Origin of the sequence: Telluria mixta (assembly GCF_029223865.1) — a bacterium.
GTDB classification, from domain to species: domain Bacteria; phylum Pseudomonadota; class Gammaproteobacteria; order Burkholderiales; family Burkholderiaceae_D; genus Telluria; species Telluria mixta.
In genome coordinates this window covers 7,078,146-7,104,522 of record NZ_CP119520.1, presented here as the reverse complement: position 1 = coordinate 7,104,522, position 26,377 = coordinate 7,078,146, and the positions used below count along the sequence as shown (strand labels likewise).

The 26,377-nt window shown below is 63.8% G+C and carries 21 protein-coding genes and 2 tRNA genes; 19 read left to right on the top strand and 4 right to left on the bottom strand.

Going from position 1 to position 26,377, the window contains the following annotated elements; all coding sequences use genetic code 11:
* Positions 1-13 precede the first annotated feature (13 nt).
* A complete protein-coding gene (gene phoR, locus P0M04_RS31210; RefSeq protein WP_259450415.1) occupies positions 14-1,306 on the top strand; it encodes a phosphate regulon sensor histidine kinase PhoR in 1,293 nt (430 codons plus the stop codon).
* Here the strand turns inward: phoR and P0M04_RS31205 are convergent.
* Complete coding sequence (locus P0M04_RS31205) at positions 1,269-2,300, bottom strand: NADP-dependent oxidoreductase (protein ID WP_259450414.1); 1,032 nt, start codon at positions 2,298-2,300, stop codon at positions 1,269-1,271. The genes phoR and P0M04_RS31205 overlap by 38 nt on opposite strands.
* 34 nt (positions 2,301-2,334) lie before the next feature.
* The gene (locus P0M04_RS31200; protein WP_259450461.1) at positions 2,335-3,195 is read right to left on the bottom strand and encodes an alpha/beta fold hydrolase; all 861 of its coding nucleotides are present in this window, start codon (positions 3,193-3,195) and stop codon (positions 2,335-2,337) included.
* 132 nt (positions 3,196-3,327) lie between these two features.
* Between P0M04_RS31200 and P0M04_RS31195 the strand changes: the two genes are divergently transcribed.
* The 7 genes from P0M04_RS31195 (at position 3,328) to P0M04_RS31165 (ending at position 11,101) form a co-directional block, all read left to right on the top strand.
* The gene (locus P0M04_RS31195; RefSeq protein WP_259450413.1) at positions 3,328-3,900 is read left to right on the top strand and encodes a TetR/AcrR family transcriptional regulator; all 573 of its coding nucleotides are present in this window, start codon (positions 3,328-3,330) and stop codon (positions 3,898-3,900) included.
* Between the two features lie 67 nt (positions 3,901-3,967).
* On the top strand, positions 3,968-4,906 hold the full coding sequence (locus P0M04_RS31190) for a patatin-like phospholipase family protein (RefSeq protein WP_259450412.1): 939 nt from the start codon (positions 3,968-3,970) through the stop codon (positions 4,904-4,906).
* Positions 4,907-4,949: 43 nt separating this feature from the next.
* Positions 4,950-5,357: a heme-binding protein gene (locus P0M04_RS31185; protein WP_259450411.1), complete on the top strand. Its 408-nt coding sequence runs from the start codon at positions 4,950-4,952 to the stop codon at positions 5,355-5,357.
* A gap of 287 nt (positions 5,358-5,644) precedes the next feature.
* Entirely contained in the window at positions 5,645-6,808 is a 1,164-nt protein-coding gene (gene carA, locus P0M04_RS31180) for a glutamine-hydrolyzing carbamoyl-phosphate synthase small subunit (RefSeq protein ID WP_259450410.1), read from the top strand.
* 10 nt (positions 6,809-6,818) lie between these two features.
* Positions 6,819-10,049 (top strand): carbamoyl-phosphate synthase large subunit, encoded by a 3,231-nt coding sequence (gene carB, locus P0M04_RS31175; RefSeq protein WP_259450409.1) that lies wholly within the window; start codon positions 6,819-6,821, stop codon positions 10,047-10,049.
* 127 nt (positions 10,050-10,176) lie between these two features.
* Positions 10,177-10,650: a transcription elongation factor GreA gene (greA, locus tag P0M04_RS31170; protein ID WP_105377904.1), complete on the top strand. Its 474-nt coding sequence runs from the start codon at positions 10,177-10,179 to the stop codon at positions 10,648-10,650.
* Between the two features lie 10 nt (positions 10,651-10,660).
* Entirely contained in the window at positions 10,661-11,101 is a 441-nt protein-coding gene (locus tag P0M04_RS31165; protein WP_259450408.1) for a DUF4149 domain-containing protein, read from the top strand.
* A gap of 54 nt (positions 11,102-11,155) precedes the next feature.
* Here the strand turns inward: P0M04_RS31165 and yhbY are convergent, their stop codons facing one another.
* Complete coding sequence (gene yhbY / locus P0M04_RS31160; RefSeq protein WP_105377902.1) at positions 11,156-11,623, bottom strand: ribosome assembly RNA-binding protein YhbY; 468 nt, start codon at positions 11,621-11,623, stop codon at positions 11,156-11,158.
* Positions 11,624-11,666: 43 nt separating this feature from the next.
* On the opposite strand from yhbY, the gene P0M04_RS31155 reads away from it, so the two are divergent.
* From P0M04_RS31155 to P0M04_RS31125, 7 genes are all read left to right on the top strand, one after another.
* Positions 11,667-12,314: an RlmE family RNA methyltransferase gene (locus P0M04_RS31155; RefSeq protein WP_259450407.1), complete on the top strand. Its 648-nt coding sequence runs from the start codon at positions 11,667-11,669 to the stop codon at positions 12,312-12,314.
* Between the two features lie 223 nt (positions 12,315-12,537).
* Positions 12,538-14,415, top strand: a complete 1,878-nt coding sequence (ftsH, locus tag P0M04_RS31150) for an ATP-dependent zinc metalloprotease FtsH (protein WP_036234132.1) — start codon at positions 12,538-12,540, stop codon at positions 14,413-14,415.
* Positions 14,416-14,489: 74 nt separating this feature from the next.
* Positions 14,490-15,332 carry a dihydropteroate synthase gene (gene folP, locus P0M04_RS31145; protein WP_259450406.1) on the top strand — a complete coding sequence of 281 codons (843 nt, stop codon included), beginning with the start codon at positions 14,490-14,492 and terminating at the stop codon, positions 15,330-15,332.
* Between the two features lie 18 nt (positions 15,333-15,350).
* A complete protein-coding gene (gene glmM / locus P0M04_RS31140; RefSeq protein WP_259450405.1) occupies positions 15,351-16,691 on the top strand; it encodes a phosphoglucosamine mutase in 1,341 nt (446 codons plus the stop codon).
* 61 nt (positions 16,692-16,752) lie between these two features.
* Positions 16,753-16,829: transfer RNA gene (locus P0M04_RS31135), tRNA-Pro, on the top strand.
* Between the two features lie 52 nt (positions 16,830-16,881).
* A tRNA-Arg gene (locus P0M04_RS31130) sits at positions 16,882-16,958 on the top strand.
* A 120-nt stretch (positions 16,959-17,078) separates the two neighbouring features.
* The gene (locus P0M04_RS31125; RefSeq protein WP_259450404.1) at positions 17,079-17,990 is read left to right on the top strand and encodes an MBL fold metallo-hydrolase; all 912 of its coding nucleotides are present in this window, start codon (positions 17,079-17,081) and stop codon (positions 17,988-17,990) included.
* A gap of 9 nt (positions 17,991-17,999) precedes the next feature.
* On the opposite strand, the gene P0M04_RS31120 is transcribed toward P0M04_RS31125, so the two are convergent.
* Positions 18,000-19,301 carry a family 1 glycosylhydrolase gene (locus tag P0M04_RS31120; RefSeq protein ID WP_259450403.1) on the bottom strand — a complete coding sequence of 434 codons (1,302 nt, stop codon included), beginning with the start codon at positions 19,299-19,301 and terminating at the stop codon, positions 18,000-18,002.
* Between the two features lie 812 nt (positions 19,302-20,113).
* On the opposite strand from P0M04_RS31120, the gene P0M04_RS31115 reads away from it, so the two are divergent.
* From P0M04_RS31115 to P0M04_RS31100, 4 genes are all read left to right on the top strand, one after another.
* On the top strand, positions 20,114-21,160 hold the full coding sequence (locus P0M04_RS31115) for a TonB C-terminal domain-containing protein (RefSeq protein WP_259450402.1): 1,047 nt from the start codon (positions 20,114-20,116) through the stop codon (positions 21,158-21,160).
* Positions 21,161-21,524: 364 nt separating this feature from the next.
* Positions 21,525-22,655: a right-handed parallel beta-helix repeat-containing protein gene (locus P0M04_RS31110; protein ID WP_259450401.1), complete on the top strand. Its 1,131-nt coding sequence runs from the start codon at positions 21,525-21,527 to the stop codon at positions 22,653-22,655.
* A 253-nt stretch (positions 22,656-22,908) separates the two neighbouring features.
* A complete protein-coding gene (locus tag P0M04_RS31105) occupies positions 22,909-23,982 on the top strand; it encodes a polysaccharide biosynthesis/export family protein (RefSeq protein ID WP_259450400.1) in 1,074 nt (357 codons plus the stop codon).
* A gap of 60 nt (positions 23,983-24,042) precedes the next feature.
* Positions 24,043-26,325 (top strand): polysaccharide biosynthesis tyrosine autokinase, encoded by a 2,283-nt coding sequence (locus P0M04_RS31100; protein WP_259450399.1) that lies wholly within the window; start codon positions 24,043-24,045, stop codon positions 26,323-26,325.
* Positions 26,326-26,377: the final 52 nt, after the last annotated feature.

Genomic DNA, 26,377 nt, shown 5'->3' with positions numbered 1-26,377 from the left:
AAAGGCCGCCCGCTTGAATCCTCGCGTCATGTTCTGGGTCCCGGCGCTGCTGCGCCTGGGCCTGATGCTCGCGGTCGCCGGCATCGCGTGGTGGCTGCTGGGTCCTGTCTCCGGGCTGGCGCTCGCGCTGCTCATCACCCTGGGCCTGCTGATCTCCCAATTGGCCTATTTGCACAAGCTGGGCGAATGGCTCGACGACCCGCAGAGCACGAAGCTGCCGGACGGGTGGGGCGCATGGACCGAGGTCTTCGCGCGTCTGTACCGCCTGCGCCGCGACGACGAACGCAACCGCGACGAGCTGACGGAATGGCTCGCGCGCTTCCGCCAGGCGATGCACCTGCTGCCGGAAGGCGTAGCGATCATGGACGACGTCCTGTTCCTCGAATGGTGCAACCCGGCGGCCGAGCGCCACCTGGGCCTCACGCTGGAACACGACAAGGGCCGGCGCGTGACCAACCTGATCCGCCACCCGGAATTCATCGACTACCTGATCCTCGGCCGCTACGAACAGCCGCTCACCCTGTCGATCCGTGGCCGCAAGCTGATCGTGCAGATCATTCCGTTCGAGAACCGCCGGCAAATCCTCGTCACCCACGACGCGACGGACACGGACCGCATCGAGGCGATGCGCCGCGACTTCATCGCCAACGCGTCGCACGAGCTGCGCACGCCGCTGACGGTGATCGTCGGCTTCCTCGAGATCGCGCTCGCCGATCCGGGCCTGGACGAGAAGACGCGCACCGCGCACCTGCTGCTGATGACGGAACAGGCGCAGCGCATGCAGCGGCTGATCGAGGACATGCTGACCCTGTCGCGCCTGGAGTCGGACGAGTATCCCCTGAAGCGCGAGCGCGTGGATGTGCGGGCCCTCGTCGAGCAGGTGGCGAACGATGCGCGCGCGCTCTCGAACGGCCGCCACGAGATCGACTTCGCCGTCGACGGTCCGGACGTGATGGGCAGCGCGGAAGAACTGCGCAGCGCGTTCGGCAACCTGGCCAGCAACGCCGTGCGCTACACGCCGCAAGGCGGCAAGATCGAGCTGCGCTGGCTGCGCGGCCCGAACGACCTGCGCTTCGAAGTGATCGACAACGGCATCGGCATCGACGAGCAGCACATCTCGCGCCTGACGGAACGTTTCTACCGCGTCGACAAGAGCCGCTCGCGCGAGACGCAGGGCACGGGCCTCGGCCTCGCCATCGTCAAGCACGTGCTGCTGCGCCACGGCGGCAAGCTCGCGATCCGGTCGGTGCCGGGCAAGGGCAGCGTGTTTACGGCGTCGCTGCCGAATACGTCGCTGCCGGGGTGAGACGAACGACGACCTTGCCCTTTGCGCGTCCCCCGGCAAGATAATCGAGCGCTTCCTTCGCCTGCTCGAACGGGAACACCCTGTCGACCACCGGACGGATGCGTTGCGACGCCAGCAGTTCGCCGATTGCGCCGAGCTGCTCCCCGTCGGGGCGCACGAACAGGAACGAGTAGGTGGCGTCGCGGCTCGCTGCCAAACGTCTGATCTTCCGGCTCATCAACCCGAACACGAACCGCAGCACGATGTTCAGGCGCCGCGCGCGTGCAAACGCAGCATCCAGTGGGCCGACGAGTGAAACGATCGTACCGCCCGGCTTGAGGATGGCGACGGATTTCTCGAGTGTGTCGCCCCTGAGCGTGCCGAGCACCACGTCGTAGCCGCGCAGCACCTCCTCGAATTCCTGCTTGGTATAGTCGACCACCTCGTCCGCGCCCAGGCCGGCCACCAGTCCGGCGTTGCCCGTGCTGGTCGTCGTTCCCACGCTGGCGCCGAAGTGCTTCGCCAGCTGGATCGCAAACGTGCCGATGCCGCCGGACCCCGCAGGGATGAACACCTTCTGGCCCGCCTGCAGATGGGCGCGCTCCTTCAACGCCTGCCACGCGGTGAGCCCGACCATGGGAATGGAAGCGGCCTGCACGAAGTCCAGGTTGGGCGGCTTTGGTGCCGCCACGCGCTCCGGCACCGCCACGAATTCGGCCAGCGAACCTCTACCGAGATCGAAGACGCTGGCAATGATGGCGTCGCCCGGCTTGAAACGCGTCACTTGGCTGCCGACCTCGATCACGACGCCGGCGACGTCGCTGCCCAGTGTCGCGGGCAACTGGAATGCCAGGACGGCCTTGAACATCCCGGTCGGAATCATGTTGTCGATCGGGTTCAGGCCGGCCGCATGGACCTCGACCAGCAGTTCATCGGGCTGCAGCCCGGGACGGGGTATCTCGGCCAGGCCGATCCCGGGGGACTTGCCGTAGCGCTGGAATGTGAGTGCTTTCATGGTTGTTCGACCCTGATGGTGTGATGAGATTGACTTACGCTGCAAGGAACGCGAGTGCCTGCGACACGAAGTCGTCGTGGTACTGGAAGATGCTCCCGTGCCCGGCATCTTCGTAGATGACGAGCCGCGCATCCGGAAAGCGGCAGGCCATGTCGCGGCTGAGCATCGGGGGCACCATGACGTCGTTGTCGCCGTTGACGATCAGGGCCGGCATACGCAGGCGGGCCAGGTCTTGCGGGGCTTGCCGCCCCCAGGCCTTGATCGCCTCCAGCTGCCGCAGGAACGCGCGGGGAGTCGGTCCTTTGTCGCGGCCGCGCCGGCGTTCCTTCAGCCTGCCCAGGAACGCGCTGGCAGCCTCGCGGCCGGTGGGTGTCCGGCTAAAGAACAAACAGGCTTTGGGGTCGCGCAGCGTCAGCAGGGCCTCCAGCATCAGCGGCCAGGACACCGCTCCGACCCGATCGATGCCCGGGCCACCGGCCGGACCGGTACCGGCGAGGATGAGCTTGCGCACCAGGCCCGGCGTCTTCAATGCCACATCCTGCGCCACGAAACCGCCGAGCGAAAAGCCGAACAGGTCGACCCGGGCGAAACCCAGTGCCCGGACCAGTGCGATGGTGTCGCGGGCCATCTCGTCCACCGTCACCGGCGCCGTACCGCCGGAGCCGCCGATGCCTCGATAGTCGATCGCGATGACATGGTGCTGTCGGGCCAGGCCATCGACGATGCGCGGGTCGAAGTTGTCCAGTACCGCGCCCCAGTGGTTGAGCAAGACAAGCGGTATGCCGCCGCGCAGGCCCAGCTCGCGGTAGGCGAAGGCAATGTCGCCAGCCCTGACCAGGCGGTTTTCCGCCCGGACCCAGGAGGCGGTCGGTTCAAACAATGTTCTTTCGGTCATGTCGTCGGCTTCCGGTTCGCGGCGTGGGTGATAATGATGATGAACGTCATCTAAAAAGTCAAGATTTTGATTACGCCTGACATCAATGTATAGTGCGGTCTTCACGCAGACATGAACCCACGAGGTCAGGACATGAAAGTCACCAAGGCACAGGTGCAGGCCAACCGGGCGCGCGTCGTCGAGACGGCGTCCGCGCTGTTTCGCGAGCGCGGCTACGATGGGGTCGGCGTGGCCGACCTGATGGCCGCCGCCGGACTCACCCACGGCGGCTTCTACAAGCACTTCCGCTCGAAGGCCGACCTGATGGCGGAAGCGGCGGCCTGCGGCATCGCGCAGACGGCGGCACTGAGCGCCGGGGCGGACAGGCCGACGTTCGTGCGGTATTACCTGTCGCGCGCGCACCGGGACGCGCGCGCGACCGGCTGCACCATGGCCGCACTGGGCGGCGATGCCGCGCGCCAGCCCGAAGCGGTCCGCGCCACGTTCGCGGCGGGGATCGAGAGCCTGCTGGCCGCGCTGGGTGCCGGCGGCCCCACGCGCGCCGACACCCTCGACATGCTTGCGCACGTGGTCGGTGCCCTTGTCATGTCGCGCGCCTGCCCGGACGACTCGCCATTGGCCGATGAAATCCTGGCGGTCTGCCGCGACCGCATCCTCGCGGCACCGAGGCTGGCTGCGCGTGCGCCAGGCACGGTAAACGGGTAAGTCCGGCCGGCAAATCGGCGGGATCGGGTTACAATCCCATCTTTGCCCGTTTATTCGCTCGCTCCGGATGATCCTCTCCCGACGTTCCCTTCTCGCCACGCTCGGCGCGGCGGCACTGCTGGCCGGCTGCGGCTCCACGCCCACCCAGCCGGCCGCGCCCGTCGCTGCCACACCGGCTCCCGTTCCATTGCGCCACGTGAAAATCGCACTCGCCCTGGGCGGCGGCGCCGCGCGCGGCTTCGCCCACATCGGCGTGATCAAGGCCCTGGAAGCCCAGGGCATCGTGCCCGACATCGTCGTCGGCACGAGTGCCGGTTCCGTCGTGGGCGCGCTGTATGCGTCCGGCTACAACGGGTTCCAGCTGCAGAAGATCGCGCTCGACATGGACGAGACGACGATCTCCGACTGGGCCATCCCGTTCTTCAGCAAGGCCCCCGGCGTGCTGAAAGGGGAGGCGCTGCAGACCTATGTGAACAAGGCCGTGCACAACCAGCCGATCGAAAAACTCAAGATCCCGTTCGGCGCCGTCGCGACGGATCTCAAGACGGGCCAGCCGATCCTGTTCCGCCGCGGGAATACCGGCATGGCCGTGCGCGCGTCGTCGTCCGTGCCGGGTGTGTTCCAGCCGGTCGTCATCAGCGGACGCAGCTACGTCGACGGCGGTCTCGTCGCGCCCGTGCCGGTGCGCTTCGCGAAGGAGATGGGCGCCGAATTCATCATCGCGGTCAACATCTCCAGCGCGACCGAGGCGCAGGCCACCGCGAGTTCCGTGGACGTGCTGATGCAGACGTTCACCATCATGGGCCAGCGCCTGAACCAGCACGAGCTGAAGGATGCCGACGTCGTCATCACGCCCGCGCTGGGCACGATGGGCAGCGCCGACTTCACCGGCCGCAACCTGGCCGTGCTGGCCGGGGAGCAGGCCGCGGCCGGTGTCATGGCCGACCTCAAGGCCAGGCTGAAGGCCAAACAGGGCACGCCGGCCCCGCTGGCGGCCGCGCGCTGATCGTATTACCTTTTTTGCAACACCACACGAAAGAAGACTCAAGATGCAAACCAAGCCCGTCCTTACCCTCGAAGACATCAAGAAGATCGCCGCCGCTGCCGAAGCCGAAGCGGTCGCGAACGGCTGGAAAGTCGTCATCGCCATCTGCGACGACGGCGGCCACCCGCTGTGGCTGCAGCGCCTGGACGGCGCCGCCCCGGTGTCGGCCCACATCGCCCCGGCCAAGGCCAGGACGGCTGCGCTGGGTCGCCGTGAATCGAAAATCTACGAAGACATGATCAACAACGGCCGCGTGTCGTTCGCCCGCGCGCCGGAACTGGACGGCATGCTGGAAGGCGGCGTGCCCATCGTCGTGGAAGGCCACGTGGTCGGCGCCGTGGGCGTGTCGGGTGTGAAATCGGCGGAAGATGCGCAGATCGCCAAGGCCGGTATCGCCGCGCTGGGCCTGTAATTTACGTAAACGTCAGGTCGGCGGGTGTGGTGCGACGGAGCGTCGCGCCCGCCCGCCGATTTGTTTTTCCGGGCGTCATTTAGAGGAAAAACGTGGGGCAGGCGATTGCCGGCCGATATAAATCACGCTATAATTCAGAGGTTTAGCCATCACTTATCTGCCGTAGCGACTACCCACCCATACCTCTATCTAGCGACCTGTGACACTGGGCGAGATGCATGCCCACACCCCCTGTCCGGGCCGGTCTGACGTGGCGCAGCCTACGGCAACTTTATCGGGAGTTGCCCTTGCCGCCATTTTTTTCTGGCCCAGCCGTTCCAGCCATCCTCGCTCTGGCAGATGGAACCATTTTCAAAGGATATTCGATCGGCGCCGCCGGTCACACCATCGGTGAGGTGGTCTTCAATACCGCCATCACCGGGTACCAGGAAATCCTGACCGACCCCAGCTATTCGCGTCAGATCGTCACGCTGACGTACCCGCATATCGGCAACTACGGCATCAACGCCGAAGACGTCGAAGCCTCGAAAGTCCACGCCGCCGGCCTGATCATCCGCGACCTGCCGCTGTTGGCCTCGAATTTCCGCTCCACCCAATCGCTGGCGGACTACCTGAAGCAGGAAAACGTCGTCGCCATCGCCGGCATCGACACCCGCAAGCTGACCCGCATCCTGCGCGAGAAGGGCGCCCAGAACGGCGCGATCCTGACCGGCACCCAAGGCAACGAGCCGTCGGAAGCGCAGGCGCTGGAACTGGCGCGCTCGTTCCCGGGCCTGAACGGCATGGACCTGGCGAAGGTCGTCTCCGTCAAGGAACCGTACACCTTCGACCAGACCGAATGGAAGCTGGGCGAGGGCTACGGCAAGCAGGAGAACCCGCAGTTCCACGTCGTCGCGTTCGACTACGGCGTCAAGCGCAACATCCTGCGCATGCTGGCCGAGCGCGGCTGCAAGATCACCGTGCTGCCGGCACAGGCGACCGCGGAAGAAGCGCTGGCGCTGAACCCGGACGGCATCTTCCTGGCCAACGGTCCGGGCGACCCGGCCGCGTGCGACTACGCGATCGCCGCGACGAAGAAAGTGATCGACTCGGGCATCCCGACGTTCGGCATCTGCCTCGGCCACCAGATCATGGCGCTGGCCTCGGGCGCGCAGACCGTCAAGATGAAGTTCGGCCACCACGGCGCCAACCACCCGGTGCAGGATCTCGACTCCAAGCAAGTGCTGATCACGTCGCAGAACCACGGTTTCGCGGTCGATGCGGCTACCTTGCCGGCCAACTGCCGCGTGACCCACGTGTCGCTGTTCGACGGCTCGCTGCAGGGCTTCGAGCGCACGGACAAGCCGGCGTTCTGCTTCCAGGGCCACCCGGAAGCGTCGCCCGGTCCGACCGACGTCGCCTACCTGTTCGACCGTTTCATCAGCAAGATGCAAGCCCACGCCAGCAAGTGAGAAGAAATAAATGCCAAAACGTACTGATATTAAAAGCATCCTGATCATCGGCGCGGGCCCGATCGTCATCGGCCAGGCGGTCGAATTCGACTACTCCGGCGCCCAGGCCTGCAAGGCGCTGCGCGAAGAGGGCTACAAGGTCATCCTGGTCAACTCGAACCCGGCGACGATCATGACGGACCCGGAAACGGCCGACGTCACCTACATCGAACCGATCACGTGGAAGGCCGTCGAGCGCATCATCGACAAGGAACGTCCCGACGCGATCCTGCCGACGATGGGCGGCCAGACCGCGCTGAACTGCGCGCTGGACCTGCACCGCCACGGCGTGCTGGACAAGTACAAGGTCGAACTGATCGGCGCGACGCCGGAAGCCATCGACAAGGCCGAGGACCGCTTCAAGTTCAAGGAAGCGATGACCAAGATCGGCCTGGGTTCGGCCCGTTCCGGCATCGCCCACTCGATGGAAGAAGCGCGCGCCGTGCAGCGCGAACTGGGCTTCCCGACCATCATCCGTCCGTCGTTCACGATGGGCGGTTCGGGCGGCGGCATCGCTTATAACGAAGAAGAATTCGAAGCGATCTGCAAGCGCGGCCTGGAAGCATCGCCGACCTCCGAACTGCTGATCGAAGAATCGCTGCTCGGCTGGAAAGAGTACGAGATGGAAGTCGTCCGCGACAAGAAGGACAACTGCATCATCGTCTGCTCGATCGAGAACCTGGACCCGATGGGCGTGCACACGGGCGACTCGATCACCGTCGCGCCGGCACAGACCTTGACGGACAAGGAATACCAGATCATGCGCAACGCGTCGATCAACGTGCTGCGCGAAATCGGCGTGGACACGGGCGGCTCGAACGTGCAGTTCTCGATCAACCCGAAAGACGGCCGCATGATCGTCATCGAGATGAACCCGCGCGTGTCGCGTTCGTCCGCGCTGGCATCGAAGGCGACCGGCTTCCCGATCGCGAAAGTCGCGGCGAAACTGGCCGTCGGCTTCACGCTCGATGAACTGCGCAACGAAATCACCGGCGGCGCGACCCCGGCCTCGTTCGAGCCGTCGATCGACTATGTCGTCACCAAGATCCCGCGCTTCACGTTCGAGAAATTCCCGACCGCGGACAAGCACCTGACGACGCAAATGAAATCCGTCGGCGAAGTGATGGCGATGGGCCGCACGTTCCAGGAATCGTTCCAGAAAGCGCTGCGCGGCCTGGAAGTCGGCGTCGACGGCCTGAACGAAAAGACCCGCGACCGCGAAAAGATCGAGGAAGAACTGGGCGAGCCGGGTCCGGAACGCATCTGGTACGTGGGCGACGCGTTCGCGCAGGGCTTCACGCTGGAAGAGGTGCACAACCTCACCAAGATCGATCCGTGGTTCCTCATCCAGATCAAGGAAATCGTCGACATCGAACTGTGGCTGGATCACCAGAAGCTCGAGAGCGTCGACAAGCCGACGCTGTATAAACTGAAGCAGAAGGGCTTCTCGGACCGTCGTCTGGCATTCCTGATGCAGACGACGCCGGAAGCCGTGCGCGCCAAGCGTCACGAGTTCGGCATCCGTCCGGTCTACAAGCGCGTCGACACCTGCGCCGCCGAATTCGCGACCAACACCGCGTACATGTACTCCACGTACGACGAGGAATGCGAGTCGAATCCGACCGACAAGAAGAAGATCATGGTGCTGGGCGGTGGCCCGAACCGCATCGGCCAGGGCATCGAGTTCGACTACTGCTGCGTGCACGCGGCCCTCGCGATGCGCGAAGACGGCTACGAGACCATCATGGTCAACTGCAACCCGGAGACCGTGTCGACCGACTACGACACGTCCGACCGCCTGTACTTCGAATCGCTGACGCTGGAAGACGTGCTGGAAATCGTCGACCTGGAGAAGCCGGAAGGCGTGATCGTCCAGTACGGCGGCCAGACCCCGCTGAAGCTGGCGCTGGACCTGGAAAAGAACGGCGTCCCGATCATCGGCACGTCGCCGGACATGATCGACGCGGCCGAAGACCGCGAGCGCTTCCAGAAGCTGCTGCAGGACCTGGGCCTGCGCCAGCCGCCGAACCGCACCGCGCGCACGGAAGCCGAAGCGCTGGCGCTGGCGTCCGAGATCGGCTACCCCCTCGTCGTGCGTCCGTCGTACGTGCTGGGCGGCCGCGCGATGGAGATCGTCCACGAGCAGCGCGACCTCGAACGCTACATGCGCGAGGCCGTCAAGGTATCGAACGATTCGCCGGTGCTGCTGGACCGCTTCCTGAACGACGCGATCGAAGTCGACGTCGACTGCATCTCGGACGGCGAGACGACGTTCATCGGCGGCGTGATGGAACACATCGAGCAGGCCGGCGTGCACTCGGGCGACTCCGCGTGCTCGCTGCCGCCGTACTCGCTGTCGCAGGCCACCATCGATGAACTGAAGCGCCAGACCTCGCTGATGGCGAAGGCGCTGAACGTCGTCGGCCTGATGAACGTGCAGTTCGCGATCCAGCAATCGGAAGCCGACGGCCAGACCGTGGACACCGTGTATGTGCTGGAAGTGAACCCGCGCGCATCGCGTACCGTGCCGTTCGTGTCGAAGGCGACGGGCCTGCAGCTGGCGAAGATCGCCGCGCGCTGCATGGTCGGCCAGACGCTGGCACAGCAGGGCATCACGAAAGAGATCGTCCCGCCGTTCTACAGCGTGAAGGAAGCCGTGTTCCCGTTCGTGAAGTTCCCTGGTGTCGATACGATCCTGGGTCCCGAGATGAAATCGACGGGCGAAGTGATGGGCGTGGGCACGACCTTCGGCGAAGCCTTCGTGAAATCGCAGCTGGCCGCCGGCATCACCTTGCCGACGACGGGCCGCGTGTTCCTGTCGGTGAAGGGTTCGGACAAGCCGCGTACCGTGAAAGTGGCGCGCGACCTGGTCGAACTGGGCTTCTCGCTCGTCGCGACGAAGGGCACCGCCGCTGTCATCGCCGCCGCCGGCATCCCGGTCACCCCGGTCAACAAGGTGATCGAAGGCCGTCCGCACATCGTCGACATGATCAAGAACCACGAGATCGCGATGGTGGTGAACACGGTCGAAGAGAAGCGCAGCGCCATCGCCGACTCGCGTACGATCCGTACGTCGGCACTGCAGTCGCGCGTGGTCACCTATACGACCATCGCCGGCGCCGAGGCGGCCGTGCAGGGCATGCGTCATCTGGACGAGTTGCGGGTGTACGATTTACAAGGCCTGCATAAAACCTTAAACTAAGCGGCAATGCAGTAACATAGCAGTACCGTTTAGTAGTACCTAAGACCACAGAGTTCGCGCGGCTCGCGCCGTGCGGCTCTGTGGTTTTCACTTGGTACGTCCGCAAACACAGAGAACAGATAACACCATGAACACTCCATTGACCAAATTCGGCGCCGAGAAGTTGAAGGAAGAGCTGCACCAGCTCAAGACCAAGGAGCGCCGCAACGTGATCGATGCGATCGCCGAAGCGCGTTCGCATGGTGACCTGTCCGAAAACGCCGAATACGACGCCGCCAAGGAACGCCAGGCCTTCGTCGAAGGCCGCATCGCGGAGCTGGAACAGAAGCTGTCCACCGCGCAGGTCATCGACCCGTCCACGCTGGATGCGGAAGGTCGCGTCGTGTTTGCCTCGACCGTCGACCTCGAAGACCTCGACAACGGCCAGAAGGTCACCTACCAGATCGTCGGCATCGATGAAGCTGACCTCAAGGAGAACAAGGTCTCCGTCACCTCGCCGATCGCGCGCGCGTTGATCGGCAAATACGCCGGCGACGTGGTCGAAGTGCAGGCCCCGTCCGGCCCGCGCGAATACGAAATCCTCGAAGTCCGCTACGTGTAAGCACGCCGCGATGCTCGCCAACACGCGCCTGCTGCTGGCTACCCTGTGGGCCGGCAGCGTGTGGGCCGTCAGCTACCTGGCCGCGCCGAGCGCGTTCGCCGTCCTCGACAGCACGCAGGCCGGCAATGTCGTCGGTGTCATGCTGACGCGTTCGGCCTGGCTCGCGATCGCGCTGGCCGTGCTGCTCGGGCTGCTGGTTGCGCGTTCGGTCGATCTGGATGCGCGGCGTCGGCGCTGGTTGTACTGGATCGTGGGTGGGATGCTGGCGTGCAGCCTCGTCGTCTACCTCGGCCTGCAGCCGATGATGGCGGCGATCCGCGAGTCGGCCGGGCCGGCCGGCGTGCGGGCGTCGCCGCAGTGGGGGACGTTCGCGGCGCTGCACGGGGTGTCGCAGGTGTTATACCTGGCCGAGAGCATCCTCGGTGCAATGCTGGTTGTAAAGGCGCGGTAGAAGAACGAAAAAAAACCGGGGCAGCGGCCCCGGTTAATTTTTGGTGAACACGGCTTATTTCAGGGCCGTCTTCTTGGTGCTGGCCTGACGTGGCTTGGCCCGCTTGATGTTGCCGCCTTGCGTGACGCGCTCGTTACCTTTCAGCAGGACCTTGGTCACGGTCGGCTTCTTGGTGCCGCTCGGGCTCGGCTTGACGATGGTGACTTCGCGCAGGCCCTTGCCGGACTTGGTCGAACGTTCCTTGACGTCGTCCTTCTTCGGGCGGTACAGCACGAGCAGCTTGCCGATGTGCTGGACGGGCGCGGCGTCGAGTTCCGCGCAGATGCGTTCGTAGATCGCGATGCGCTCTTCGCGGTCGTCGCCGAACACGCGTACCTTGATGAGGCCGTGCGCGTCGAGGCTGGACGAGATTTCCTTCATGACGGCCTCGGTCAGGCCGTCTGCGCCGATCATGACGACAGGATTGAGTCCGTGGGCTTCCGCACGCAGCGCTGCACGCTCGACCGGTGTAAGTTTGATCATGATGTTATTTTGAGATACCTATTAAAAGCAGTATTTTACGCGAATGGCCAAGAACAAATTCAATAAAAACTGGATTCACGATCACATCAACGATCCATATGTCAAATTGGCACAGAAAGAGGGCTATCGGGCCCGTGCGGCCTACAAGCTGAAGGAAATCGACGAAAGCGAAAAGCTCATCAAGCCGGGTCAGGTGATCGTCGACCTCGGCTGTACTCCCGGCAGCTGGGGGCAGTACACGCGGCGCAAGCTGGCCGGCGGCGAGGAGGGCGGCATCAAGGGCACGATGATCGGCCTGGACATCCTGCCGATGGAGCCGATTGCAGACATGCATTTTATCCAGGGCGATTTCCGCGAGCAGGAGGTGCTCGACGAGCTGGCCGGCGTTCTCGAAGGCCGTATGGCCGATCTCGTGTTGTCCGACATGGCGCCGAATCTCTCCGGTATTCCGTCGGCGGATGCGGCGCGCATGGAGGATTTGATCGATCTCGCTATTGAGTTCTCTCAAATGCACCTCAAACCATCGGGCGCATTGTTGGTGAAATGCTTTAAGGACATGGGTTTTACCCAGATCCTGGAGAAGTTCCGCACCGAATTCAAGGTCGTCAAACAGATCAAACCGAAGGCCAGTCGCGACAAATCCTCGGAAATTTTCCTGCTGGGGCGTGGTCTGAAGAATCCTTCTGCCTGAAATTGCGAAAATCGACGGAAACGCCCTTGATTTCCTGCGGTGCAACCGCACATCAGCGAAGGACAGCCACGTCTGTGTACATGATGGCTGCGCAACGGAAATAAAAACCGGCTATAGTGGAGCATAAGTACTATGGCGGTCGTGCGTGGCACGGGCTGCTTATTGCGGTAAAATCTGCCTTTGAAAAAATGGGAAAAGATGCGTTCGCATCAGAGGAGTCTTCGTGAATAATATGTTTTCCAAATCCGCCATCTGGGTGGTGGTCGCGCTGCTGTTGTTCATGCTGTTCAAGCAGTTCGACAACCACAGCGTCGCGGGCGGCAGCAAGACCATTGCTTATTCCGAGCTGCTCGATGACGTCAAGGCGAAACGCATCAAGGACGTCGTGATCGAAGGTTCGAGCATTACCGCGACCCGCACCGACGACACCAAGGTCCGCACCACCGCGACCATGCTCGACCGCGGCCTGATCGGCGACCTGCGCGACAACAACGTGCGCTTCGACGTCAAGCCGCCCGAGGAGCCGTCGTTCCTCCAGCAAGTCTTCATTTCCTGGTTCCCGATGCTGCTGCTGATCGGGGTCTGGGTGTTCTTCATGCGTCAGATGCAGGGCGGCGGCAAGGGCGGGGCATTCTCGTTCGGCAAGTCGAAGGCGCGCATGATGGATGAAACGAACAACACCGTCACGTTTGCCGACGTCGCCGGCTGCGACGAAGCGAAGGAAGAAGTGGGCGAGATCGTCGACTTCCTGAAGGACCCGACCAAGTTCCAGAAACTGGGCGGCCGCATCCCGCGCGGCGTGCTGATGGTCGGTCCCCCGGGTACCGGTAAAACGCTGCTGGCCCGCGCCATCGCCGGCGAAGCCAAGGTCCCGTTCTTCTCGATCTCCGGTTCCGACTTCGTCGAGATGTTCGTCGGCGTGGGTGCATCCCGCGTGCGCGACATGTTCGAGAACGCGAAAAAACATTCGCCGTGCATCATCTTCATCGACGAGATCGACGCCGTCGGCCGCCACCGCGGCGCCGGCATGGGCGGCGGCAACGACGAGCGCGAACAGACGCTGAACCAGTTGCTGGTCGAGATGGACGGCTTCGAGGCGTCGTCGGGCGTGATCGTGATCGCCGCGACCAACCGCGCCGACGTGCTGGACAAGGCGCTGCTGCGTCCGGGCCGTTTCGACCGCCAGGTGATGGTGGGCCTGCCGGACATCCGCGGCCGCGAGCAGATCCTGAACGTGCACATGCGTAAAGTGCCGATCGGCACCGACGTGAAGGCCGACATCCTGGCCCGCGGCACCCCGGGCTTCTCCGGCGCCGACCTGGCCAACCTGGTCAACGAAGCCGCGCTGTTCGCTGCGCGCCGCAGCAAGCGCCTCGTCGAGATGAGCGACTTCGAAGACGCGAAGGACAAGATCTTCATGGGTCCGGAGCGCAAGTCGATGGTCATGCGCGAGGAAGAGCGCCGCAACACGGCCTACCACGAGTCGGGCCACGCGGTGATCGCCAAGTTGCTGCCGAAGGCCGATCCGGTGCACAAGGTCACGATCATGCCGCGCGGCTATGCCCTCGGCCTGACCTGGCAGCTGCCGGAGCATGACAGCCTGTCCGGTTACAAGGACAAGATGCTGGAAGAGATCTCGATCCTGTTTGGCGGCCGCATCGCCGAGGAGATCTTCGTCGGCCAGATGTCGACCGGCGCATCGAACGACTTCGCCCGCGCGACCAAGCTGGCCCGTTCGATGGTGACCCGCTTCGGCATGTCGGAAAGCATGGGCGTGATGGTGTACGAGGACGATCCGAACGAAGGCTTCTTCGGCGGCTCCGTGAAGACCATCTCCGAAGCGACGCAGCAAAAAGTCGATGCCGAGATCCGCAACATCCTCGACACGCAGTACACGCTGGCACGCCGCCTGCTGGAAGAAAACCGCGACAAGGTCGAAGTGATGACGAAGGCGCTGCTCGAATGGGAAACCATCGATGCCGACCAGATCAACGACATCATGGCCGGCCGCGAGCCGCGCCCGCCGAAGTCGGTGGTACTGACCAAGCGCACGCCTCCGAGCGACAGCGGCGTCGCCCCGAACGCGACGGCACCGGCTTGATCGCTGCGTCATAGCACACACGAAAGGCACCCCGAGCGGGTGCCTTTTATTCTTTGTCCCGTTGGTTTTTCGTCATGCGTCAATATCTGCAATGCGGCCGTTTCGGCTATGACCTCGCCCAGCGCCCACTCGTCATGGGCATCCTCAACGTCACCCCCGATTCCTTTTCCGACGGTGGCCGTTACCAGGCCCTCGAATTTGCCGTGGAGCGGGCCGAACAGATGATCAAGGATGGTGTCGACATCATCGACATCGGTGGCGAATCCACACGTCCCGGCTCGCCCAGTGTCCCCGTCGACGAAGAACTGCGCCGCGTCATGCCCGCGATCTACGCATTGCGCGAACTGGGCTATCCGCTGTCGATCGACACGTGCAAGCCGGATGTGATGCGCGAGGCGATCATCGCCGGCGCCGACATGATCAACGACATCAACGGTTTCCAGGCACCCGGCGCCATCGAGGCCGTGAAGGACAGCGACTGCGGGCTGTGCGTGATGCACATGCAGGGCACCCCGCAAGACATGCAAGCCAGGCCGGATTACGAGGACGTCGTCACCGATGTGATCGCCTTCCTGCGCGAGCGTGTCGATGCGCTGCTGGCGGCGGGTGTGGCACGTGAGCGCATCACGATTGACCCGGGATTTGGTTTTGGGAAGAGTGTCGAGCATAATTACGCTTTGCTCCGAAGCATAAGCCGCATGGAAAGCGAACTGGGCCTGCCTGTACTGGCGGGACTGTCGCGCAAATCGATGATCGGCGCCGTGACGGGGCGCAGCGTGGAGCAGCGCCTCGCCGGCAGCCTGGCCGGCGCACTCGCTGCGGTAGCGCAGGGCGCCCGGATCGTGCGGGTCCATGATGTGGCAGAGACGGTGGATGCGCTGAAGGTATGGCAGGCGGCCACTACGAATAATCAATAGATGAAGAGAATTTAATTAATGGCACGCAAATATTTCGGTACCGATGGCGTACGCGGACTGGTGGGCAAGTCGCCCATCACCCCTGACTTCGTGATGCGGCTGGGCTATGCCGCCGGCAAGGTGCTGGCCAAGGGCCGCGCAGGTACGAGCGGGCGTCCGACGGTCCTGATCGGCAAGGACACGCGCATTTCCGGCTACATGCTGGAAGCGGCGCTGGAAGCCGGTTTCTCGGCAGCCGGCGTCGATGTGATGCTGGCCGGTCCGATGCCGACCCCGGCCATTGCCTACCTGACGCGTGCACTGCGCCTGCAGGCCGGCGTCGTGATTTCGGCTTCGCACAATCCCTTCCAGGACAACGGCATCAAGTTCTTCTCCGAGCACGGCACCAAGCTGCCGGACGCCGTCGAGCTCGAGATCGAAGAGGCCATCGACCAGCCGATGGGCTGCGTGCCGTCGGAAAAGCTGGGCCGCGCCGTGCGCCTGCGCGACGCGCAGGGCCGCTACATCGAATTCTGCAAGAGCACGTTCCCGAACGAGCTCGACCTGCGCGGCCTGAAGATCGTCGTGGACTGCGCCCATGGAGCCGCCTACAACATCGCGCCGCACGTGTTCCATGAACTGGGCGCCGAGGTCGTCGAGCTGGGCACCAAGCCGGACGGCTTCAACATCAACGACGGCGTCGGCGCAACGGCACCGAAGGCGATGGCGGCCGCGGTCGTCGAGCACAAGGCCGACCTCGGCATCGCGCTGGACGGCGACGCCGACCGCCTGATCATGTGCGACGCCAAAGGCCGCCTGTACAACGGCGACGAGCTGCTGTACGTGATGGTGCGTGCGCGCATGGCGACGGGGCCGGTGGCCGGTGCAGTCGGCACGCTGATGACCAACATGGCGCTCGAGGTGGCGTTCAAGGAGATGGGCATCGGCTTCGCGCGCGCCAAGGTCGGCGACCGCTACGTGCTGGAACTGATGCAGGAGCACGGCTGGCTGCTGGGCGGCGAGGGCTCGGGCCACCTGCTGGCGCTGGACAAGCACACGACTGGCGACGGCATCGTGTCGGCACTGCAGGTCTTGACCGCGCTCAAGCGTTCAGGCAAGGGCCTGGCCGATTGCTGCAGCGACCTGACGCTGTATCCGCAGACCCTGATCAATGTGCGCGTGCAGCCGGGTACGGACTGGACGAAGAACGCGGGCGTCGTGGCCGAAAAGGAAAACGTCGAGCGCGAACTGGGCGACAATGGCCGCGTGCTGATCCGCCCGTCCGGTACGGAACCGCTCGTGCGCGTCATGGTCGAGGCAAAGAGCGCGGAACTGGCCGAATCGATGGCCAAACGCATCGCCGCGCGCTTCGAAGTCTGACCGTCCGCGGGGCGGGGGCTTCATTGACGCCTCCCGCCCGGCGGGGTATGATCGTCTCAATCGGAGTGTAGCGCAGCCCGGTAGCGCACCTGCTTTGGGAGCAGGGGGTCCAAGGTTCGAATCCTTGTACTCCGACCACCGTTTGCAAACGGGCTGTCCTCGACGGCCCGTTTTCATTTATGAAGCCCTACTGCCCATAGCTCAGTTGGATAGAGCAACGGCCTTCTAAGCCGTAGGTCGCTGGTTCGAACCCAGCTGGGCAGGCCATCCCCCATCTTTCGTTGACTGCAGGCTAGCGAACGCCGGCGTGCATACCCCCATGCTAGTCTTGACTCGACAATGGCGAGGAGGCGCGAGGGCGATATGGTGCTGGTCCGGGTGATGTTGATGATGGCGATGTTCTTGTCGGGTTGCGTGATCGCAAGCGCGCAAACGAAGCCGCCGGAATCTGCCACGTTGTCGCTCAGGCTCCCGCCTGGGGGCGCACCCGCTGAAGCGAACGGCACCGTGCAATTCATCGGCACCGCGACAGTGCTGATCCGCTACCAGGGCTTCACGATCCTGACGGATCCCAATTTCCTGCACAAGGGCGACCATGTGCACCTCGGCTACGGGATCACGTCCGAGCGCCTCACGAACCCCGCTTTGAATCTGGAGCAACTGCCGCCGATCGATCTCGTCGTGCTGTCGCATCTGCACGAAGATCACTTTGACAAGCTCGTGCAGGAAAAACTCGACAGGAATGTTCCCATCATCACGACCAAATCGGCGGCAAAAAAGCTCAAGGACATGGGCTTCCAGCGCACGTTCGGCCTGTCTACGTGGGACCGGATCGACATCGAAAAAGGCGAGGCCCGGCTGCGTATCACGGCGGCGCCCGGCCGCCACGGCAAGGCGGGCATGCAGGCGCTGCTGCCGTCCGTGATGGGATCGGTCCTCGACTTCGGTCCGAACACGGCGGCGCCGAGCTATCGCATGTACGTCAGCGGCGATACATTGATCTTCGACGACCTGAAGGCGATTCCGCAGCGCTTTCCCGGCGTCGACCTTGCCCTGCTGCACCTGGGCGGTACGCGCATCCTGGGCGTGTTCAAGGTCACGATGGACGGCAAGGATGGCGTGACCCTGATGCAGATCGTCCAGCCGAAAAAGGCGATACCGATCCATTACGACGACTACGACGTGTTCAAGTCCCCGTTGTCGGATTTTGCGCAGGAAGTGAAGGCGGCCGGGCTCGACCAGCTAGTCGTCTACGTGGCGCACGGCGAGACCTATACGTTCGCGCCCAACGCGCACTGAGCTGGTGCGCTATTCCCGCTCTTCGGTGCGCGGGGCGAGGGTCGCGTCCTCGTCGAACGGCCAGCCGCTCGGCGGCGGCACGTGGCGCTGAAACTCGTGCGGCATCACGATCGGCACCTGCAGGCAGACGCTTTGCGTCGGCAGCACTTCCATCCAGGCCCGCACGAGCTCCTTGTAGGCAATGCCGACGGGACGGATCTTGCGGTCGAGGTCGAACAGACCCAGCGCATTGACGTTGCCGTTGTTCTCGCGCAGGGCCGTGTCCCAGTCGACCTGGTCCGTCAGCGAATACCAGGTAAAACCGACGAGCGGCACGCCGTTGTTGCGCACGCGCAGGACGTTCGCCCACTCCTTGCGCAGCCAGTGCACGGCCTCGTCGCCGCGCGGTCCTTCGCACAGATTCGTTTCCGTGTGCATCACGGGCAGCCGGTAGCGGTTGTAGTACTGGTGCGTGATGACGGCATACCCGAAGATCTCGCCCGCCGCGCGCGTGAGCCCGTCCGCCGACACGTAGTGCTCGTTGGTCTGGTAATAATCGTTGCCCATGATGCAGTGGTGCTTCAGATTATTGTTCAGGAAGAAGTGATACTCCTCGCGCGTCATGCCGTTGTCCATCATGTATTCGTACATTTCCGAATCGACGCGGCGGCCGTAGTTCAAGTCCAGCGCGAGGAAGCGGCGCGCGTTGTACAGTTCGGCCGGGCCGATGGCGGATGGGCTTTCAGCGTGAAAGTATTCCGTCGATTCGCTCTGCACGAACAGGGCATCCGGACGCACTTGGAGGATCGCATGCATGGCCAGGATGTTCGCCTTGACGAGATTCTTCGTCGCCGTGACGAAACCGCGATCCGTCGTCATCTGCTCGTTCCACCAGCCGTACAGGGCAGAGAAGAGGGCGCAGATCGACATCTCGTTGATCGGCGTGTACAACTGGAGCCACGGGTACCGTCGTGCGAACGTGCCGGCATAGTCGGCGAACAGCTCAGGGAAGTCCGGGTTCTGGAAGTTGCCGATCCAGTCGGGTACGCCGAAGTGGCACAGGTCGACGATCGAAGCGATGTTCCGCTGGCGCAGGTCGTTGAGGGCCAGGTCCGCGAATTCCCAGTCGTAGCGCTTGGGCCCCAGCCACGTCTTGTGCAGGGGCGGTCCGTAGCGCAGGACTTTCAGTCCGAGTTCCTGCACGAGGTCGAAGTCCGTGCGCCAGTACTTGTAGTGGCCGCACTTTTCCATCTCGTCCATGCGCACGCGACCGTTCTCGATCGTGGGAATGCTGTTTTCGATACCCGTAGCGAAAATAAATCCTGGCGACATGCGAACCTCTGGCTGCTGATCGGTCCAATTCATTGTAGCCGGGATTGCAAACAGCGTTCCGAACCGTGCGCGCCCCCATTTGTGCGCGCCCCCATTTGTGCGCACCCTCTTTACTGTCGCGTGTAAGCTGTGCTATCAATTCAGCAACATTTCATTTGTTCATCTCCTGACGCGACACGACCAGCATGCCCAATGCCACCGCGGCACGACCCGTCATATCCAAAGACGCCTCCGAACGCCGGCTGGCAATGGGCGTGTTCGTTTCCCTGCTGCTGCACGCGCTCGTCCTGTCCTTGCAGTTCGGCATTCCCGGGCTGCGGCCCGGGCCTGGCGGTCCGATCCCGGTCCGGCTGACGGCACCCGCGGTGCCTGCGCCCGTGTCACCGCCGCCGGCACCCACGTCGCCACCAGTCGCAGTCGTACCTGCGCCCACGGCAGTGGCGCCGTTGCCCTCGCCCTTGCCCATCTCGCCCGCGCAGCCAGCCACGCCGCATCAGGGCTTCACGCTCGTCGATCCTGCCGTGCCGATACCGGCGCCCGCGGCACCGGCGCCCACACCCGCACCGCCGCCGCGGCAGGTCGCCAAACGTCGCCGCAAGCCACCCGCTACCCGCCTCGCCGATGGCTTGCATACCCGGGTGATCGCTCAGGAAACCCATCAGGACAATACCTTCGAAGTACCGCTGCCAGCCGTCGAGCCCGATCCCGCGCCGGATCCCATGGCCCGCGCCGAGCTGCCGGCCGAGGCAGCCACACCTGTCGAGGACGATGCAACGGTTCAGGAAAACACACGGGCCGAGCGCACCCGCCTGGTGCAAGAACGGGAACGCGAAAGGGCGCTGCGGCGCGACGCGGAGGAGGCACGCCTGCGTCTCGACACCGAGGACAGGCTGCGGGCCGAGGCCGAGCAGCAGCGGCAGCGTCTCGCCGAGCAATCCGCGCAATACGAGACGGCGCTGGCCGAAGAAGCGCAGGCGAAGGTACGCCAGGAAGCGGAGGAACGGCGCTTGGCCGAGCGGCGTCGCGTCGAGCAGGCCGAGCAGGAGCGTGCGCAGCAGCTGGCCGAGCAGCAGCGTCTCCAACAGGCCGAACAGGAGCGGGCACAGCAGCTGGCCGAGCAACGCCGCGCGGAGGAGGCTGTCCGGCAACAGCTGGCGGAGCAGGAGCGGGCCCGCAGGCTCGCGGAAGAACAGTCGCGCCAGGAGCAGGCGCAGGCCGAACAGGCGGCACGCCGTCAGGCGGAAGAGAACGCCCGACTGGCACAGGAGCAGGCACGCCAGGCCCGCGAGCGCGCCGTTCCCGATTCCCCATTGCCGGGGCCCGCACGCGCAGGCGCGGACGGCAGCAGCGGTGACGGCGGCGGACGCGGCAACGGCATACTCCCGCGCGGGGCACTGGGCGGCGACCTGGCGTCGCGGGCGCGCGAGATGATGCGCGGCATCGACATGTCGACACCCGTGCCGCGGGCCGTGCAGCCCGCCGAGGACGCGGCACGTGCCGTGCGGCGCGCCCTGGCCGAAGCGGCGCGCCGCGACATTCCATTGCGCATGTACATGGACAGCGTGCGCCAGAAGATCGAACGTAACGCCGTCCTGAGCGAGGCCCAACTGGCGGCCGACGTCGTGCGCACCGATCCCATCGTCAGCGTGGCGATCCGCAGCGACGGCAGCGTCGAGGACGTGACCATCCTGCGCTCCAGCGGCCGCGCCGACATCGACGATTTCGTGCGCCGCATCGTGCGCCTCAACGCGCGCTACTCGGCGTTTCCGCCGAATGTCGCGGCAAACTACGACGTGATCGAGCTGAGGCGCGTCTGGCGCTTCGCCGGCGTCCTGCGGCTGATGGAAGAGATGCGCTGACGACATCGCGCCGCCCGCTGGAACCGCATTGTCATTCGAACACTGAAGCATACGACTGTTGTTTGAGCGTTCAGTCCGCTCGTCCATTATCCCCACGGTTCGGCTAACGGTTTCCCGCACACGCCCCGCCTGACGCTTTCACCCTGTAAAGCATCAAATCGTTGCGTCCACGACATGCGGCGATGCACTCCCATGTCGACCTCATTCGATAGCGAACAGTGAATGCCCAACCTCTCAATAAGTCTTTCTTTGAGGGAATTGTTTTTTATTGTTCATTACTCCCAAAAAATTTTTCTGCAAATTCATTGAACTTAGGAAGTTTCCACGCCTCAAAGCTACTCCTTTCACTTGTTGAGGCAGTTAAATGCAAAACGCAGTCAAGCTTGTTCCGAATGTCCGTATCAACCTGTTGTCGTGCTTTGGCGCTGTCGCGCTGCTCGCAGCTGGCGGGAGCGCAGTTGCCGCCACTAACATCTACGTGTCGCCCACGGGCTCGGATTCCAACCCGGGTACCCAGACGGCCCCAGTGAAGACGATCACGCGTGCGGACGCACTGGCAAGCGCTGGATCGACGGTCCACGTTGCCGCTGGAACATATTACGTGTCGGCACCTTCGCTGAGCAGCGCCGGCATTATCACCAGGAAGAGCGGCACCTCTTACGCTCGTATTCGCTTCGTGTCGGATGTCAAGTGGGGCGCCAAGATTGTCGTGTCCGGTACCGGTATCACCTGGGATTCCCGCGGCAGCTACGTCGATATCGACGGCTTCCAGATTACCGGCTCAGGCCGTCACGGCCTGCTGGCTTCCGGTGCGTACCTGACGTTCAAAAACAACTATATCCACGATCTGACAGTCAGCGGTGGTTGCAATGGCAGCGGCGGCGCAGCGATCGACACGTACGGTCCTGTCGGCAATGTCCTCATCGACCGCAACATCGTTCGTAACATCGGTTATCGCTATATTGGCGCGTGCAACACGATCCAGGGCATCTATATCGCCAACGCAAACAATGTCGTCACGAACAATGTTGTCTCGGGCGTTGCCATGGCCGGTATTCAGCAGTGGCATGGCGCCACGGCGTCGACGATCGTCAACAACACGACGTTCCACAACAAGATCGGTATTCTGCTGGGCCAAGGCGATGCGGGCACCACGACCGGCTCGGCCAACAACTACGTCGGCAATAACGTTGTCTACGACAACGTTGCTTACGGCATTATCGAAATGGGCTTGATGGGTGGTAACAACCGTTATGCCAACAACCTGGTCGCGCGCAGCGGCACCAGCTGGCGAGTAAAAGGCTATGTGACCGGTTCGATTTCGTCGGATCCGCTGTTCAGGAATTATCTGGCAAACGGCACCGGCGACTACCGCGTGTACAGCGGCTCGCCTGCAATCGACCGCGGCACGTCGACCAAGGCGCCGACGATCGACTTCGCAGGCGTGGCACGTCCGCGTGGCGCGGCAGTGGATGTCGGCGCATACGAGTACTGATCGGAACTCTCGCGCTGATTTGATCATCTCGCAATAGGCGAGGGAGACGCCCGCATCGATTTTTCGATGCGGGCATTTTTATTTCCGCGCCACATGAGCCGCCAGAGTTAATGCAGACCTGAGCCTGCCGTTTGACGTGCGCCAAAGCCATTCTAGGTAACGGGCTTACGCTGACTCGGATCGCCAGGGGTTGGCAGCATATTCTGACAGGCAAATCATGAAAGCTTCCTCTACGCAGTGTATGGCGACCGCCTTGCTGGCGCTCGCCCTTGGGGGGTGCGCCCCCACCATCCAGTTCCGCTCACAGGACAAAGCGGGGGCCAACGAATCCGCGCCGCCGACGGAAATGATCACGGAACAGTTGATCATTGCCGAGCGGCAGCAGCGTCAGCATCAGGACGTGGCCAACCAGAACCTGGACGAGCTGCTCGTGCCGAACCCGCGCCCCTACGCGATCGGCAACGGCGACGTGCTGTCCATCGTGGTCTGGGACCACCCCGAGCTGGCCGGGACCGCCGTGAACGCGCCCCCTGGCCCGCCCGACCCGAGCGGGACGAACGCGTCGCAGCCGGGTTTCGTGGTCGACCATCTCGGGCGCATCCAGTACCCCCTGGTTGGACTCGTGCCCGTCGAGGGCCTGACCGAGGAAGAGGCCCGCGCGATCCTGACGAAGAAGCTCGCCAAGTATCTTGCCGCTCCGAACGTGACGTTGCGGGTCCAGTCCTTCCGCAGCAAGCGTGTGTACGTCGACGGCGAAGTCAAGGCGCCCGGCCTGCAGGCCATCAACGACATCCCGATGACCCTGGTCGAGGCGCTCAACCGTGCCGGCGGCCTGCTGCCCACCGCCGACCAGAGCAGGGTCGTCCTCGAGCGCGGCCAGCAGCGCTACCGCGTCAACCTGCGTGACCTCGTGCAGAAGGGGATCAATCCCGGCCTGGTCATGCTCAAGCCCGGCGACGTCGTCCGCGTGCAATCACGCGACGAAAGCAAGGTATTCGTTTCCGGCGAGGTCATCACGCCGAAGGCGCTGACGATGCACGATGGGCGGCTGACCCTGAACGAGGCGCTCGGCGAGACCGGAGGCATCAGTCCGCTGAGCGGCGATGCCCGCCAGGTCTACGTGGTGCGCAAGACCCCCGACCGGACTCGGGTCTTCCGGCTCGACGCCCGCGAGGCCAGTTCGCTGGCGATGGCCGAAGCGTTCGAATTGCAGCCGAAAGACATCGTCTACGTGGCAGCGACGCCGCTGGCCAACTGGAACCGGAACCTGAGCCTCCTGATTCCGGGCGCATTGACCTCGGCCGTCAGCGCCACCTCCAGGCCCTGAAGCCCGCGCAAAACGAACGTACGCCACATCACGCACACTGAACCCTGCAGGAGCATGACCATGAGCACCCTTGGCGAGTCGCATTCCCTGACCCCAGTGGTCCATACGCCGCCTAGCATCAGCGTCCCCTTCGACCCGCGGGCGACCACGGGTGGAGCAGACGAAGCGCCTTTCGACCTCAAGGGCCACCTGGACACCCTCTACGACAGCCGCTGGCTGATCGGCGGCATCACGGCCCTCATCACTCTGGCGGCCGTGCTGTACGCGCTGCTTGCGATGCCGGTATTCGAAGCCGACCTGTTGATCCACGTGGAGGAGGAAAGCCCGAATGCCTCGAAGAACATCCTGAGCGAGGCGTCGTCGCTGTTCGAGACCAAGAAGGCAGCCATCGCCGAGATGGAACTGCTGCGCTCGCGCATGGTGGTGTCACGGGCGGTCGACAACCTGCAGCTGTACATCGACACGCAGCCGAGGTATTTCCCGGTTGCCGGATTCTGGTTCGCCAAGCAGAACAGTGGCGCGTTGTCCGAGCCGGGCATGTTCGGCTACGGCGGCTATGTCTGGGGTGGGGAAAAGGCCGAGGTTTCGGTATTTGAGGTGCCGGAGGCCTGGCTTGGCCGCGAATTTGCACTGACGGCACTGGGTAACGGGCGCTTCCGGTTTGCCGGCGGCGGACAGCGCACTGTCTTCGACGGTAACGTCGGCCAGCTCTACCGTGTGCCGACACCGGAGGGTACCATCGAGCTGAAGGTCGATCGCATTCAGGCCAAGGCCGGCGCACGGTTCCGCCTGCGCCGCATCTCCAGGGTGGCCATGATCCAGGCGATCCAGAGCGCCCTCGTGATCTCGGAACAGGGCAAGCAGTCCGGGGTGATCGAGGTCAAGCTCCAGGGCGAGAATGCCCAGCGCACCTATGCGGTCCTGAGGGAGATCGGCCGCGAATACATGCGCCAGAATCTGGCGCGCAAGACCGAGGAAGCGGAAAAATCGCTGGCCTTCCTGAACCAGCAACTGCCGATCCTCAAGCGCCAGCTCGAACAGGCCGAGGACCGCTACAACCAGTTCCGCAATACCCACGGCACCGTCGACCTGCAGGAAGAGGCAAAGGAAATGCTCGCACAGGCGGCAGCGACGCGCACGCGCAGCCTCGACCTGAGCCAGAAAAAGGCCGAACTGCTGGGGCGCTTCACGGAAGACCATCCGATCATTGCTGCCATCAATCGCCAGCGCAAGCAGGCGGAGGCGGAAGTCGATGAAGTCAACGCGCGCATCAAGGCCTTGCCGGCACTGGAGCAGGAAGAGGCACGGCTGACCCGGGAGATCAAGGTCAGCACGGACCTGTACACGGCACTGTCGAACACGGCCGAGCAGCTGCGGCTGATTTCGGTGGGCCGGGTGAGCAACGTGCGCATGGTCGACGAGCCGGTGCCGCCTGAAAAGCCGCTCAAACCGAACCGTCCCCTGATCGTCGCGCTCGCGGTGGTTACCGGTCTGTTACTGGGCACCATGATCGCGTTCACGCGCAACGCAATGAAGGGCGGTATCGACGATCCGCAAAAGATCGAGCGCTTGCTGCATGCCCGTGTGGTCTATGCCACGATCCCGCACAGCAGCAACCAGGACAAGCTGATGCACAAGGCACGTGGCGGTATGGACGCCCTGCCTCTACTCGCCCGTGTCATTCCCAACGACGCTGCCGTGGAGAGCCTGCGCAGCTTCCGCGCTGCCCTGCAGTTCGCGATGCCTCACTTCAGGAACAACATCGTCATGTTCGCCGGGCCGACCCACGGCCTGGGCAGATCCTTCGTGCTGGTGAATTTCGCAGCCGTCATGGCCGCAAGCGGCAAGCGGGTGTTGCTGATCGATGCCGACTTCCGCAGCGGCCACCTGCACCGCTATTTCGGCATCAGCCGCGACCAGGGATTGTCCAAGGCCATCAATGGATCGATGCGGGTCGAAGACGTCGTCCACCACGAGGTCTTCGAGAACCTGGACTTCATCCCGACGGGCCCGTTGCCGCCGAACCGCTCGGATTTTTTGCTGCACGTGAACTTCACCACATTGCTCGAAGCCGCGGGCACCAACTACGACCTTGTACTGATCGACACGCCCCCGATCCTGCAGGCCTCCGACGCCCTCATCATCGGCAACCATGCCGGTGCCATCTTCCTGCTTGCACGTGCGCGCATCACCACCGACGCCGAGATCACGGAATCGATCAAGCGCCTGAACCATGCGGGCCTCTCGCCGCGGGGCGTGCTGTTCAACGACATGGCCTTGCGTATCGGGTCCGGGCGTACGCAATACATTGACGACGCCGCCCAGCTGGGATATTCGACCTGACGCTTCGCTTGCACGGAACTTCAGCAGGCCGGAGCAGAACCCAAACCCGCCA